Origin of the sequence: Dactylosporangium salmoneum, assembly GCF_039532525.1 — a bacterium.
Lineage (GTDB): Bacteria > Actinomycetota > Actinomycetes > Mycobacteriales > Micromonosporaceae > Dactylosporangium > Dactylosporangium salmoneum.
In genome coordinates this window covers 131,119-144,669 of sequence record NZ_BAAARV010000083.1, presented here as the reverse complement: position 1 = coordinate 144,669, position 13,551 = coordinate 131,119, and the positions used below count along the sequence as shown (strand labels likewise).

Below are 13,551 nucleotides of genomic sequence, written 5' to 3'. Positions count from 1 at the left end.
ACCGGCTCGGCCGCCGTGCCCCAGGGCGTGCTGCGGCACACCGAGACCGTGCAGGTCACCACCAAGACGATGGTCGTCGACCCGACCGAGTCGCGCTCCGGCACCGTGTACGGCGCCGGCCCCGGCCCGCGCCCCGACATCCCGCAGCAGCGCCGCCCGGACCGCGCCGAGCGGATCCCGGCCCGCCCCGACGAGCGCGAGCGCCCGCCCCGCGCCCCGGAGCGCGGCTACGACCGTCCCGAGCGCCCTGAACGTCCCGAACGTCCCGAACGTCCCGACCGGGCCGGCCGCTCGGAGCGCACCGAGTGGACCGAGCGCAGCGAGCGCTCGGAGCGCTCCGAACGGTCCGAGCGCAGCGAATGGATCGAGCGCCGCGACGATCGGGTGCGCGACGACCACCGCGAGCAGCAGTCCTGGACCGAGCAGCTGCTGCGCGAGCGCATGGAGCGCTCACACAGCGACGAGTGGCCGCAGACCCAGCCCCGCAGCGGCGCCGACGTTGAGCGCCGCGGCGGCCGGCGCCGCGCCCACGACCCCGACGACGACGGCGAGGTCACGGGCATGCGCACCACCGACCGCTGGGCCTCCGTGCACAGCGACGAGCGGGGCGGCCGGGAGCTGCGCATGGGCGAGCGGCGCTCCGCCGTCCACGCCGACGAGACCGGCACCCACGTGCGCATCGAGGACCGCTGGTCGACGGTGCGGCACGAGGAGTACTACCCGGAGGAGAACCAGGCCGGCGGCCACCGGGCGGCGATCGAGGACCGTGACGACGAGCGCCGCGGCGGACGCCACGGCTCCCGGCACGACGAGCGCGACGACCGCGACGACGACCGGTTCGAGCCTCCCCGGTACGGCTCGGGCACCGAAAGCCGGCTCACCGATGGGCCGCGGCGCTCCGAGGCGCGGCGGGACCGGGAGCGCGACTGGGCGACCCACGACCCGGAGCCGACCACCGGCGGGCACCGGCGGGCCGAGGCGCACTGGTCGCAGACCAGCTACGAGGAGGCCCGGCGGGACGAGAACGGCGCGACCCGCTGGTCCGAGGTGCGCCGGGACCGGCCCGCGGTCGGCGGCGGCCAGCAGGCGCTGCCCGCCTCGCCGGCCGAGCCCGCGTCGCGCTGGGGCGAGTTCTCCGGCGAGAGCGCCCGGCGCGACGACGAGCGCGTGTCGCGGCGGTCCCGGGCGGCCGAGGACGACGAGGAGTACGGCTGGAACGGCGGCCGCGACGAGCACCGCGGTGGCCGCCCGGCCCGCCCGATCGTCGACTTCGAGGGCAACGACGACCGCTGGCGTTAAAGAGCTTCAGGACTCCGGTCCGCGCAACCAGGGCGCCGTCGCTCCCGTCAGACACCGGTCGGCCCTGGGGGCCTCCCTGCCAGCGCCGCCGTGCCAAGAACCGGGGTACGACTCGCACGCCAAGATCAAGTCAGATAAGTCGGGCGCTGGCGCGCCACGACTTATCCGATTTATACTCCGGCACCGTATAAATCCGACATGTCGTGGCGCGGCAGCGCCCGACATGTCGCTCATCGACCGCAATGCCCGATCAGCGGCTACTTGTCGATGTCGCCGACGACGAAGAACATCGAGCCCAGGATCGCGATCAGATCCGGGACCAGCGTGCCCGGCAGCAGCGTGGAGAGGGCCTGCACGTTGGCGTAGGAGGCGGTGCGCAGCTTGAGCCGCCAGGGGGTCTTCTCGCCGCGGGACACCAGGTAGTACCCGTTCACGCCCAGCGGGTTCTCGGTCCAGGCGTAGGTGTGCCCCTCCGGCGCCTTGACCACCTTCGGCAGCCGCACGTTCACCGGCCCGGTCAGCTGATCCACCCGGTCCAGGCACTGCTGGGCGAGGTCGAGGGAGACGTACACCTGATCCAGCAACACCTCGAAGCGTGCATGGCAGTCGCCCGCCGTGCGGGTCACCACGGGCACCGACAGCTCGCCGTAGGCCAGGTACGGCTCGTCCCGGCGCAGGTCGAGGTCCAGCCCGGAGGCGCGGCCGACCGGCCCGGACGCCCCGTAGGCGGCGGCCTCGGCCGCGGTGAGCACCCCGACGCCGACCGTGCGGGCCAGGAAGATCTCGTTGCGCCGGATGAGCGAGTCCAGGTCGGGCATCCGCCGGCGCACCTGGTCGATCGCGGCCCGCGCCCGCCCGGTCCAGCCGGCCGGCACCTCCTCCTTGAGCCCGCCGACCCGGTTGTACATGTAGTGCATCCGCCCGCCCGAGGCCTCCTCGAGCACGGCCTGGATCGTCTCGCGCTCGCGGAAGGCGTAGAAGACCGGCGTGATGGCGCCGATCTCCAGCGGGTACGAGCCGAGGAACATCAGGTGGTTGAGCACCCGGTTGAGCTCGGCGAGGGCGGTGCGCAGCCACACGGCCCGCTCCGGCACCTCGATGCCCATCAGCCGCTCGACGGCCAGCACCACGCCGAGCTCGTTGCAGAACGCCGAGAGCCAGTCGTGCCGGTTGGCCAGCATGATGATCTGCCGGTAGTCGCGCACCTCGAAGAGCTTCTCGGCGCCGCGGTGCATGTAGCCGATGATCGGCTCGGCGGAGACCACCCGCTCGCCGTCCAGCAGCAGCCGAAGGCGCAGCACGCCGTGGGTCGACGGGTGCTGGGGCCCGATGTTGAGCACCATGTCGGCGGTGTCGAGGCCCGCCCCGGTGCCGACGGTGATCTCGGACGTCATACCGCCAGCCTAGAGCCCGCGGCTACAAGTCCTGAAGGATGCGCAGCGCGCGTGACACGTTGTGCATGGTGCTGGTGTCGGCGACCGCGACCCGCTCGGTGAACCACCGCTTCAGCGGCGAGGAGAGCCGGTCGGGCATCACCACGAGCTCGTCGAGCTCCACCGCGAGCGGCGAGTCGCGCAGCTCCTCGGCGTCGGTCACCTCGGCCACGATGACCACGGGCACGTCCGTGCTGTTGAACACGTCCGAGCTGACGATCAGACCCAGGCGCTCCCGCGCCCCCTTGATGAGCCACACTTCACCGCGACGCACGCCGTCCACGGTATAGCTCGGCGTCCACGAGCGCGATCTCCTCTTCATCGGCGAGTGCCGTGGCGTCGAGGTCGACCTTGGCCCGCCGGACCGCCTCGGCGTGGGCGCTGAAGATCTCGCGCAGGGCCCGCTCCTGGGTCGCCCGGTCGATCCACGCGCTGAGCGAGACCCCGTCGCGCTCGGCCCAGTGCCGGGCGTCGGCGATGGTCTGGTCGGAGAACGAGAGTGTCACTTTCGTCGTCATGGCCGATATAGTACCGCGGGTATGACCGTTGGTCATACCCAATGCAGTATCCAGTGGTGCCCTCCGAGGCCCGACGGGTCGGTGAGCTCGGCCGCCGCCGAGGCCCGGGCCAGCGCGCGCACGTAGCCGGCCGGGTCGGTCGAGGCCAGGCTCAGGGGTGGGCGGGCACCGTCGACGCCGAGCAGGCGCAGGGCCTCGCGCTGGGTCATGGTGGACGCGTCCAGGGAGTCCAGCGCCACGGAGACGGTGAGATCGCAGGAGCCGTCGGCGACCGGCGGCACCTCCCGGCCGTCCCGGAAGCCGGTCAGCGTGCCGAAGAGGGGCCGGTCGGCGGCGACGTGGCCGTAGTCGACCGCCAGCGCCAGGCCGCGTGCCACGCAGCCGGCGGCCGCGGCCCAGGCCTGGTCGCGCGGGGCGCCGATCTCCGCCCGGGCGCCCGGCGGGGCGTCATCGAGCGGCCACCAGCGGGCCAGCCAGGCGGCGTCGGAGGGGTCGAGTTCCCCCGGGGCGAGGGCCGGGGTGCCGTCGGGGGAGCTTTGGAGGTACCGCGGCCGCGAATGCGCATCGAGCTCGACGATCTCCACCGGGATGTTGTCCAGCCACTCGGTCGCCAGGAGCAGCCCGACGACGCCGGTGGGCGGGCCGGAGGTCCACCCGATCGTGGACGGCAGTTCACCCGGCCGGGGCGCCTTCTCCACGGCGGTGGCGCGCACCCGGGCCCGCACCGGCGCCGGCAACGCGGCCAGCACGCCGGTCAGCAGCTCGCCGCGGCCGGCCCCGACGTCGACCAGGTCGAGGGGCTCCGGGTGGCCCAGCGCCTCGTCGAGGCGGACGAGCAGGGTCGCGATCGCCCCGGCGAACAGCGGCGAGGCGGTCGCGCTGGTGCGGAAGTGCACGGCGGGGCTGGAACGGACGAAGAAGCCGTCCGGCCCGTACAGCGCCGCCTCCATCGCCTGCCGCCAGCGCGTCACAGGAACACTCTGCCCTCGCCCCGGTACGTCGGCACCACGTCCACGATGTTCTCCCCTTGCACGAGGTGTACCTCGTTGACGTGCTCGCACAGCTCGCCGGCCTTGGAGTGGCGGAAGTACACCCGCTCGCCCACCCGCAGGGGCGCCGCGCCCGGGCCGACCAGCGGGGTCTGCACCTCGCCGGCGCCCTCGGTGCCGATCAGGCGCAGGCCCTCCGGCAGCCACGGCAGCGGCTGGCGGGTCGGGGACGTCTCGCCGGAGGCGATCCAGCCGCCGCCGAGCACGGTCGCGGTGGTGGGGTTGGGGCGGCGCACGACGGACAGGGCGAAGAGCGCCGCGGGCTGGGGGCGCCAGGTGCGGTACCCGTCGAAGAGCCACGGCCCGAAGAGCCCGCTGCCGGCGGCCACCTCGGTCACGGCCGGGTCGGCGGCCGTCGCGGCCACGCTGCCGGTGCCGCCGCCGTTGACGAACTCGAGCTCGGCGTGCCGGCGCACCTCGGCCACCACCGCGGCCCGGCGGGCGACCAGCTCCGGCATGGAGCGGGCCTGGATGGCCCGGATGAGCGCGCCGCGAACCGGCCGCCCGGGCGGGTCGTCGCCCAGCCCGGCGATCTGTGCCTCGTAGGACATGACCCCGACCAGCCGGAACCCGGGCCGGGCGGCGATCGCCGCGGCCAGCGCGCCGGCCTGCGCGGGGCTGTGCACGGGCGAGCGCCGCACGCCGATGTGCACGCCGGACACCGGCTTCCAGGAGGCGTCCAGGTCGATGCAGACGCGCACGGGCGCGGCCCGCTGTGCGGGCGGGACCACCGCGTCGACCAGGTCGAGCTGCTCCGCGCCGTCGATCATGACCGTCACGGTGCCGGCCAGCTTGTCGTCGGTGGCCAGGCGGCGCAGGGCAGCGCGGTCGGCGGTGGGGTAGGCGACCAGGATGTCGCCGGCCGCGCCCTGCTCGGCCAGCCAGATGGCCTCCGGAAGGGTGAACGCCATGATGCCGCGCCAGCCCGGCCGCGCCAGGGTCCGCTCGATGAGCGCGCGGACGCGCACCGACTTGCTGGGCACCCGCAGCGGCTTGCCCGCGGCACGGGTGGTCAGGGCCGAGGTGTTGGCGTCGAACGCGTCGAGATCCACGATCGCGAAGGGCGGGTCGAGATCGGCGGTGGCCCGGTCGTAACGGGCCCGCAAGGCGGAGCGGGAGCTGGACACGCCTCACCGTACCGAGACGACGGAGAATATGAAAGAACCTCGCGTAACGCCACGCGCTTCCAAAATTGTCGGGGGTGACCTGTAGCGTGAGACCGGAAGAAGAGGAGGTGGCCGCCATCGCCAGCAGCGATCTCTCCGGGTTCGGGGAACTCCAGGCCGTTCTGCGCATCCGGGCTTTCCGCCGGCTCTGGGCGGTGCTCGGCCTGTCGTCCCTCGGCGACTGGCTCGGCCTGCTCGCCGCATCGACGTTCGCCGCCGCGCAGGTGAAGGACTCGACGGCCCAGGGCGTGGCGTTCGGCTCGGTCATCGCGGTGCGGCTGCTGCCCGCGCTCGTCCTCGGGCCGGTGGCCGGCGTGTTCGCCGACCGGTTCGACCGGCGCTACACGATGGTCGTCTGCGACCTGCTGCGCTTCCTGTTCTTCGCCTCCATCCCGGCCGCCGCGCTGGTCACCCGCGACGCCGCCCTGGTCATCGGCTGGACCGCGGTCGCCACGTTCGTGATCGAGACCGTCGCGATGATCTGGACGCCGGCCAAGGAGGCGTCGGTGCCCAACCTGCTGCCGCGGGCCCGGCTGGAGACCGCCAACCAGCTGACCCTGGCCACGACCTACGGCATCACCCCGGTCGTCGGCGCGCTGGTGCTCATCGGGCTGCAGTGGCTGGTGCTGGCCATCTTCGGCCCGGACGAGCCGCGCTGGGCCGAGCCGTCCAACGTCGCGCTGTGGTTCAACGCGCTCACCTTCCTGGCCACCGCGGCCACCGTCTTCTTCGGCATCCGGGAGATCAGCGGCCGGCGCACCGCCGGGGTCGAGCGCAAGCCGGGCATGATCCGCGAGTTCACCCAGGGCTGGGCCTTCGTCAGCAGGACCCCGCTGGTGCGCGGCCTGGTGCTGGGCATCTTCGGCGCCTTCGCCGGCGGCGGCGTGGTGGTCGGCACGGCGAAGTTCTACGCCGTCTCGCTCAGCGCCGGCGACGCCGCGTTCGCGCTGCTCTTCGCCGTGCTCTTCCTGGGTCTCGGCGTCGGCATCGCGACCGGCCCCAAGCTGGTCGGCGCGCTGTCCCGGCGCCGCTGGTTCGGCCTGTCGATCATCCTGGCCGGCGGCTCCGTGCTGATCCTCGCCTTCGCCACCCACCTGGCCGTCGCCGTGGGCGGCGCGCTCCTGGTCGGCGTCGGGGCCGGCATGGCCTTCCTCTCGGGCACCACGCTGCTCGGCGGCGAGGTGGCCGACGACATGCGCGGCCGCGCCTTCGCCTTCGTCCAGATGGGCACCCGCGTCGTGCTCATGCTGACCATCTCGCTGTCCAGCATCATCGTCGGCGCCGGCGGCACCCGCCAGATCAACCTGGGCTTCTACCACTTCGACATCTCCAGCACCCGGCCGCTGCTGGCCATCGCCGGCATTTTCGGCGTGTTCGCGGGACTGTTCGCGCTGCGCCAGATGGACGACAAGCCGGGCGTACCGATCCTGCTCGACCTGCTCGGCTCGATCCGCGGCCGCCCGCTCAGCCCCGACAACCCCAAGGCCGCGCAGGGCGTGTTCATCGTCTTCGAGGGCGGCGAGGGCGCCGGCAAGTCGACGCAGGTCGACCGGCTGGCCGAGGCGCTGCGCCGGGTCGGACGGGAGGTCGTCGTGACCCACGAGCCGGGCGCCACCCCGATCGGCCGGGGCATCCGCGGCCTCCTGCTGGACCACCCGGCCGACGGCGGCGAGGAGCTGACGCCGCGGGCCGAGGCGCTGCTGTATGCCGCCGACCGGGCCCACCACGTGGCCTCGGTCGTGCGCCCGGCCCTGGAGCACGGCGCGGTGGTCATCAGCGACCGCTACGTCGACTCGTCCCTCGCCTACCAGGGCGCCGGCCGGACCCTGCCGGTCGAGGAGGTCTCCTGGCTGTCCAAGTGGGCGACCGGCGGCCTCAAGCCCGACCTGGTCGTCCTGCTCGACCTCGACCCGGCGGTGGGCCTGGCCCGCGCCGGCCGCCGCGGCGAGGCCGACCGGCTGGAGAGCGAGTCGCTCGCCTTCCACGAGCGCGTGCGCTACGCCTTCCTGGACCTGGCCTCGGCCGACCCGAGCCGCTACCTGGTGCTCGACGCGACCAACTCGATCGACGCCCTGGCCGAGGGCGTGCTGCAGCGGGTGCGCCACCTGATCCCGGAGCACGAGACCTCGATCGACACCGTCCTGCACGACGCCGCCCAGGTCGCCACAACGCTGACCGGCGACGAGGCCGGCGACGAGTCCCCGTCCGACTTATCCGGCAAGGGCTCGCGGGTATGAGCCCACCCCCGCCCTCCGCGCCGCGGCCGCCCTCCGGCCCCGCCGCCGCCCGGCCGCTGCCGTCGGAACGGGGTACGCGGCCATGACCCTGGGCTTCGGCTCCGCCGCGCGGTTGCCTTCGGGCCTTGTCGCCGCCCAGGCGTCGTCGCGCGCGGGCTCTGCCACGCGCTTCGCGGTGTGGTTGCCTTCGGGCCTTGCCGCTGCCCGGGCGTCGTCGTACGGGGGCGTGACCGCGGGTTTCGGCTCCGCCACGCGCTTCGCGGCGCGGTTGCCTTCGGGCCCTGCCCTGACTTCGTCGTGCGCGGGCCTGACTGCATCTCCTGTGTCCGCGGCCCGGGTTCCGGCACCCGCCGCGTGGTTGTCGCCGGGAAGGGGTGCGCGGGCATGACGCCGCCGATCTTCGACGAGCTGATCGGGCAGCCCGACGCCGTGGCGACGCTGTCGCGGGCGGTCGAGGCGGCCGACGCGATCGTGCGCGGCGATGCGCCGGACGCGGCCGGGCAGCAGGCGATGACCCACGCGTGGCTCTTCACCGGCCCGCCGGGCTCCGGCCGCTCGGTGGCCGCCCGGACGTTCGCCGCCGCGCTGCAGTGCCCCAACGGCGGCTGCGGCAACTGCCAGGCCTGCCACACGGCGCTCGGCGGCACGCACGCCGACGTACGGTTCGTGGTGCCGGAGGGCCTGTCCATCGCGGTGGGCGAGATGCGCGCGCTGGTGCTGCGCGCGGCCAGCTCGCCGACCCAGGGCCGCTGGCAGGTGCTGCTGGTCGAGGACGCCGACCGGCTGACCGAGGCGGCCGGCAACGCGCTGCTCAAGGCCGTCGAGGAGCCGCCGCCGCGCACGGTCTTCCTGCTGTGCACGCCGAGCACCCACCCCGACGACGTCTCGGTCACCATCCGCTCGCGCTGCCGCGTCGTACCCCTGCGCCAGCCCCCGGCCGACGCGATCGCCACCGTCTTGCACCGCCGGGACGGCATCGACGAGCCGACCGCCACCTGGGCGGCCGCCGCCGCGCAGGGCCACGTCGGCCGCGCCCTGCGGCTGGCCCGCGACCCGCAGGCCCGCACCCGCCGGGACGCCGTGCTCGCCGTACCGCGAAGGCTGACCGGCATCGGCGCCGCCTTCGACGCCGCGAGCGCGCTCATCGAGGCGGCCGAGGCCGAGGCCGCCGCGACCGTCGCCGAGGTCGACGCCAAGGAGCGCTCCGCCCTGGAGACGGCCCTGGGCGCCGGCGGCACCGGCAAGGGCGCCGCGGGCGCGGTCCGCGGTTCGGCGGGCCAGCTGAAGGACCTGGAGCGCCGCCAGAAGTCCCGCGCCACCCGAGCCCAGCGCGACGCCCTCGACCGCGCCCTGGTCGACCTGGCCGGCTTCTACCGCGACGTCCTCGCCCACTCCTTCGCCGCCGACGTGGCCCCCGTCCACGGCGACATCGACGAACTGGCCGGCGCCGCCGCCGAGAAGTGGACCCCGGAGAGCACCCTGCGCCGCCTGGAGTCCGTCCTGGAGTGCCGCGTCGCCATCGAGGCCAACGTGAAGCCCCGCATCGCCGTGGAGGCCATGATGCTCTCCCTGTGGCGCGGCTGATCCCACCCCGACGCCCTGAAGCCCCAGCTCTAGCGCTCCGGCCCCAGCTCTAGCGCTCCGGCCCCGGCGCACAGCCCCGGCCCCGGCGCACAGCCCGGGCGCCCAGCCCCGGCGCCCAGCCAGCCCCAGCCCCAGCCCCCGGCGCCCAGCCCCAGCCTCGGCCCAGCCCCGCGCCCCAGCCCCGCGCCCCAGCCCCGCGCCCCAGCCTCGGCCCGGCCCCGCGCCCCAGCCCCGGCCCAGCCCGGCCCCGGCGCCAGCGCTCCGGCCCTGGCGGCCCGGTTCCTGCTCCTGCGCTTCGGCTCCCGTCCCGGCGCTTCGGCCCCGGCCCTGGCGCTCCGCTCCGGCCCCCGGCGCCCTCGGCAAAGTTATCCACAGGCTTGAATTCGGTCTTCCGTGGTGACCGCGCGGTGTCGTACGGTCACGCGGGGGAGGTGGCATGGGGCGCGACATCGACGAAACGTGGATCGAGGAAGCGGTAGAGCGCTACCGGCGAATCGAGGCCTTGCACGCCGAGTTCGAGAAGGCGGCCAAGACGGTGGAGGTGACCGTGCGCTCCGCCGACGACCTGGTCGAGGTCCGCGTCACCGCCGACGGCACGATCCGCGACGTCCGCATCGACGGCCCGCTGCACAACCGTACGAGTGAGTCGGTCGCGAAGGCGGTCCAGGACGCCGTGACCGCGGCGGCGGACGCCGCGGCCTGGGCCCGCGAGAAGCTCCACAAGGAGTACTTCGCCGACTATCGCAAGCTGTCATGAGGGTCCCGCGGAGACGGACCGCCCGCATCGAGCGGTGCCGGGTGGTGGCGTAGATGCGGCTGGACGACCTCGCCCACCGGCTGCAGGAGGCCGGCGACGAGCTGGCCGCCGCGAGCTCCACGCTCAACATCATCGACCCGGGCGCCCGCGCGCTCGGCGGCGACGCCGGCACCAGCCTCGGCCGGACCGCCCGTGACCTGCACCGGCTGCTGGCGACGGCGCTGGCCGCCCGCGGCGCCGAGGCCTCCGCGCACGGCGTCCGGCTGACCGGCACCGCCCACGCGCTGCGCCAGGTGGCGGCCGGGTACCGCTCGGCGGAGGACGACGCCAGGAGCGCTCCATGACCGTGCTGCCCGCAAGAACAATGCGCGAGGTCAACGGGTTGCCCGCGGCCGTTCTCGAGTCGCGGGGGACGGCATGACCGACGAGCTCGATCGGCTGGCCGGGGTCGGGGGCGACCTGTTCCGCCGGGTCGGCGCGGTGCTGGCCGACGGCGGCCTGCCGCCGGAGGGCGAGGCCGCGGAGCTGGTGCGGCGGGTCGGGGGCCTGCCCGCCGAGGTGCTCGCCTTCGCCCTCCAGCTCGACGCGGACGGGCTGCGCCGGGCGGCGGGGGAGCTGCGCGGGGTGGCTCAGCGGTTCGGGGAGGTGCCGGGCCGGCTCGAGGCCGACGTCGGGCGCAGCGCCTGGGAGGGCAGCGGGGCGGAGGCCTTCGGCGTGGTGTGGAACGCGCTGGCCGAGCACGTCGGGGATGGCAGCGAGCCGGGCACGATCGCCGGGCGGATGGCGGCGACGGCGGGATACGTCGAGGCGCTGGCCGGATGGGCGGACGGGTTCCGGTACGAGCTGGCCGAGGCGATCGCGCGGGTCGCCACCTCCGTCGAGGCCGTCACCCTGGTCACCGGGGCGGGTGCGGGCGTGCCCGAGGTGACCGCGGCGGCCGGGCGGATCGTCGCACGGGTGCTTCGGCCGGCCGCCGACGTCCTCGACGCGGCCGACGAGCTGCGGGCGCGGTGGGCCGGGGCACTGGCGGAGCTGGAGTACCAGCCGCCGCGGGTGCCGAGCGGCCCCGCCGTCATCGCCGGGGTAACGCGGGTCAACCTCTGAGCGCGGCGGGCTACCGCAGGCGGATCGGGGTGTCCATCAGGTGGAGCTCCATCGGGTGGGCCGGGGTGAACCAGGAGGCGTCCGGTGCGGCGTCCGGGCGGGGGTGCCAGCGGTGGGCCGTCCGCCGCACGCCGATCGGGTAGATGGTCAGCCCCCCGTCCGCGGTGAAATGCAGCCGCAGGAAGCCCTTGTAGCCCGTGATGCCCTGCCCCGCGAAGAGCTCGTTCACGTTCACCTCGAACTTGGCCGCGATGACCAGGTAGAGGGCGAAGAGCTCGCCGGCGGCCAGCGCGGACAGCGGGAAGTACAGCACGATCGCCAGCAGCAGCGGCAGCGGCCACGGCTGGTCGGTGAAGGGCAGGCTGAGCCACGCCCAGGTGCCCAGGACGGCCAGGCCCACGAAGGCGGCGCCGTGCAGCCCGCCGAGCAGCCAGTGGCGGGGCCTTCGCTGCCCGGCGGAATGGGGCATGGCCAGCAGGCAGGTGCCCAGGATGTCCAGCACGGCCATCAGCACGGCCGGGACGGTGACCAGGCGCTGCTCCACGCCGGAGACGACCCGGTCGGCGGCGTTGACGAAGGCGAGCATCGTCAGGGTCTGCAGCACGCCCAGCAGGCCGAGGAACACCGGGTTGCGCCACGGCACGCGCCAGAAGACGCCCCAGGACAGGGCGCGGGACTGGGGCCTGGTCGGGAAGGTGCGCTCCAGGTTGAAGATCCGCGGCGGGGAGGCGCTGCGCACCCGGGTGCGGACCGGGGGGACCGAGATCTGCTCGGGGAGCTCGTGGGTCGGGTAGAGGTACGCGCCGCCACCGCCGCAGGTGATGAGCTCGCGCTCGGGGCGGGAGTAGCGGGCGTAGTGATGTAGGTCACCCGAGATCATCAGCCGAACGTCCGCGCCGGTGGGGGCGATGATCGTGCGGATGAAGTAGTCGATGCTGTCGTAGGCCTTGGGGTCGTCCGTGGACTCCACCCAGCCGGGGGAGGGCGGGCAGATGATGACCCGGTCGCCCGGGCCCATGCGGGCGGCGGCCGAGGTGAAGTACCGCAGCTGTGGATCGTCGATGTAGGCGCCCGGCTGCACGTCCAGGCCGATCAGCCACCACCGGTGCGGCAGCTCCACGGCGAAGTAGGAGCGGTCCTGGCGGGTCTGCCAGCCCCCGACGCCGCCCTCGTCGCCGCGGACGAAGAGGCGCAGGAAGGCGGTCAGGCCGTCGTACCAGTCGTGGTTGCCCGCCACCGCGTAGAGCCGCGGCCGCGGTCCCTCGGCCGGGCGCTCCGGGAACGCCGCGCGGAACGGGCCCTTGAAGCGGTCCTCGTACTGCTGCCCGCTCGCCGTCGGATAGACCTGATCCCCGCCGAGCACGAGCACTTCGCCCCGCGGCAGGTCGTGGCCGTCCACGGAGAGCGCGGGCTGGGCCAGCAGGTACGCCATCGAGTAGGTGGCGTTGAACCCGTCTCCCGTGTCGGCCGCGTAGTCGACCCAGAGCTCCCCGCCGTCTGGCCAGTCCTCCTCGCCCACCACGCCGGCGTAGCCCGGCCCCTCGCGCAGGATGCGGGACGGGAGGGCGTCCTGGAGCTCGCGCTTGTCGAGGTACGCCCCGAACAGGTCGGCCAGCAGCACCCGCACCGCCGTCCCGCTCAGCAGCACCGGGCTCAGCCAGGGCACGGCGCGGCGCGGGGTGAAGCCCATCTGGTCGGGGTCGAGGGCGGTGGGCCGGCCCCCGACCGGCGCGTCGCCGCCCTCGTCCTGCTGCGGCAGCGGCATCAGCGGCTCGCCCGGTTCGGCGGTGAGCTCGCCGGGGGCGGGCGGCATATCGTCGGGCATCACGGGCCGGACGTTACCCGTGTGGCGCGAGTCGGGGAATCCCCTCGCGCATGCCCCCGGGTCGTGCCGTACACTGAATCACCGTTGCCGCCTTAGCTCAGTCGGCAGAGCGATTCACTCGTAATGAATAGGTCGACGGTTCGATTCCGTCAGGCGGCTCAACTGCCTCCAGCAGGCAAAACGCGGGCCCGGGAGATCTCTCCCGGGCCCGCGTCGTCGTTTCCGGTGTGTCGCTGACGTGCCAGGCCCGCTCCAGGGGCCGTCCAGCGCACCGCCGAGCCCGTCCTCCCAGATCCCGGGCCGTCCTGCCCGGCCACTTTTGCTGTGTCCAGCGAAAGATCGCCGACTTCCGACCAAAGCCCTGGACATACCGAATGGTAGGAAGTAGCGTCCATCGCAGCACGGCGATGTTTCAGCAATGTTACGAGCCGGAGGGGGTGGGTCGCGTCGTGAGCGCCGGCCCGCCATGCCTGTGACGTTCCAAGCCGCCACCGGACTGCCCCGTGGCGGCGGCGCGCGGGCCCCTTCGGAGCGCATAGCTCTCTGGTTGCGCCGCACAGAGGGTCTGGCCGGGAGGCG

At 74.2% G+C, this 13,551-nt stretch carries 11 protein-coding genes, 1 tRNA gene and 1 pseudogene; 7 read left to right on the top strand and 6 right to left on the bottom strand.

The window, feature by feature from the left end; all coding sequences use genetic code 11:
* A pseudogene (locus ABD352_RS42095) lies at nucleotides 1-1,299 on the top strand (hypothetical protein); the annotation flags it as partial.
* Nucleotides 1,300-1,556: 257 nt separating this feature from the next.
* Here the strand turns inward: ABD352_RS42095 and ABD352_RS42090 are convergent.
* The 5 genes from ABD352_RS42090 to ABD352_RS42070 are packed head-to-tail and all read right to left on the bottom strand — an operon-like array spanning nucleotide 1,557 to nucleotide 5,426.
* Nucleotides 1,557-2,693, bottom strand: a complete 1,137-nt coding sequence (locus tag ABD352_RS42090) for an NADH-quinone oxidoreductase subunit D (RefSeq protein ID WP_344618176.1) — start codon at nucleotides 2,691-2,693, stop codon at nucleotides 1,557-1,559.
* 22 nt (nucleotides 2,694-2,715) lie between these two features.
* Complete coding sequence (locus tag ABD352_RS42085; RefSeq protein ID WP_344618175.1) at nucleotides 2,716-3,054, bottom strand: type II toxin-antitoxin system PemK/MazF family toxin; 339 nt, start codon at nucleotides 3,052-3,054, stop codon at nucleotides 2,716-2,718.
* The gene (locus ABD352_RS42080) at nucleotides 2,993-3,250 is read right to left on the bottom strand and encodes a DUF6364 family protein (protein ID WP_344618174.1); all 258 of its coding nucleotides are present in this window, start codon (nucleotides 3,248-3,250) and stop codon (nucleotides 2,993-2,995) included. The genes ABD352_RS42085 and ABD352_RS42080 overlap by 62 nt, the downstream gene beginning before the upstream one ends.
* Before the next feature lie 32 nt (nucleotides 3,251-3,282).
* Entirely contained in the window at nucleotides 3,283-4,200 is a 918-nt protein-coding gene (locus ABD352_RS42075) for an SAM-dependent methyltransferase (RefSeq protein WP_344618276.1), read from the bottom strand.
* Between the two features lie 17 nt (nucleotides 4,201-4,217).
* Nucleotides 4,218-5,426, bottom strand: a complete 1,209-nt coding sequence (locus ABD352_RS42070) for an amino acid deaminase/aldolase (RefSeq protein WP_344618173.1) — start codon at nucleotides 5,424-5,426, stop codon at nucleotides 4,218-4,220.
* 194 nt (nucleotides 5,427-5,620) lie between these two features.
* On the opposite strand from ABD352_RS42070, the gene tmk reads away from it, so the two are divergent.
* The 5 genes from tmk (at nucleotide 5,621) to ABD352_RS42045 (ending at nucleotide 11,147) form a co-directional block, all read left to right on the top strand.
* A complete protein-coding gene (tmk, locus tag ABD352_RS42065) occupies nucleotides 5,621-7,702 on the top strand; it encodes a dTMP kinase (RefSeq protein ID WP_344618275.1) in 2,082 nt (693 codons plus the stop codon).
* 384 nt (nucleotides 7,703-8,086) lie between these two features.
* On the top strand, nucleotides 8,087-9,286 hold the full coding sequence (locus ABD352_RS42060) for a DNA polymerase III subunit delta' (RefSeq protein WP_344618172.1): 1,200 nt from the start codon (nucleotides 8,087-8,089) through the stop codon (nucleotides 9,284-9,286).
* Between the two features lie 436 nt (nucleotides 9,287-9,722).
* Nucleotides 9,723-10,043 carry a YbaB/EbfC family nucleoid-associated protein gene (locus tag ABD352_RS42055; RefSeq protein ID WP_344618171.1) on the top strand — a complete coding sequence of 107 codons (321 nt, stop codon included), beginning with the start codon at nucleotides 9,723-9,725 and terminating at the stop codon, nucleotides 10,041-10,043.
* Nucleotides 10,044-10,096: 53 nt separating this feature from the next.
* Complete coding sequence (locus tag ABD352_RS42050) at nucleotides 10,097-10,387, top strand: hypothetical protein (protein WP_344618170.1); 291 nt, start codon at nucleotides 10,097-10,099, stop codon at nucleotides 10,385-10,387.
* A gap of 73 nt (nucleotides 10,388-10,460) precedes the next feature.
* Complete coding sequence (locus ABD352_RS42045; protein WP_344618169.1) at nucleotides 10,461-11,147, top strand: WXG100 family type VII secretion target; 687 nt, start codon at nucleotides 10,461-10,463, stop codon at nucleotides 11,145-11,147.
* Between the two features lie 10 nt (nucleotides 11,148-11,157).
* Here ABD352_RS42045 and ABD352_RS42040 read toward each other — a convergent pair whose 3' ends face one another.
* Nucleotides 11,158-12,972, bottom strand: a complete 1,815-nt coding sequence (locus ABD352_RS42040; protein WP_344618274.1) for a metallophosphoesterase — start codon at nucleotides 12,970-12,972, stop codon at nucleotides 11,158-11,160.
* A gap of 86 nt (nucleotides 12,973-13,058) precedes the next feature.
* On the opposite strand from ABD352_RS42040, the gene ABD352_RS42035 reads away from it, so the two are divergent.
* Nucleotides 13,059-13,131, top strand: a tRNA-Thr gene (locus ABD352_RS42035).
* Nucleotides 13,132-13,551: the final 420 nt, after the last annotated feature.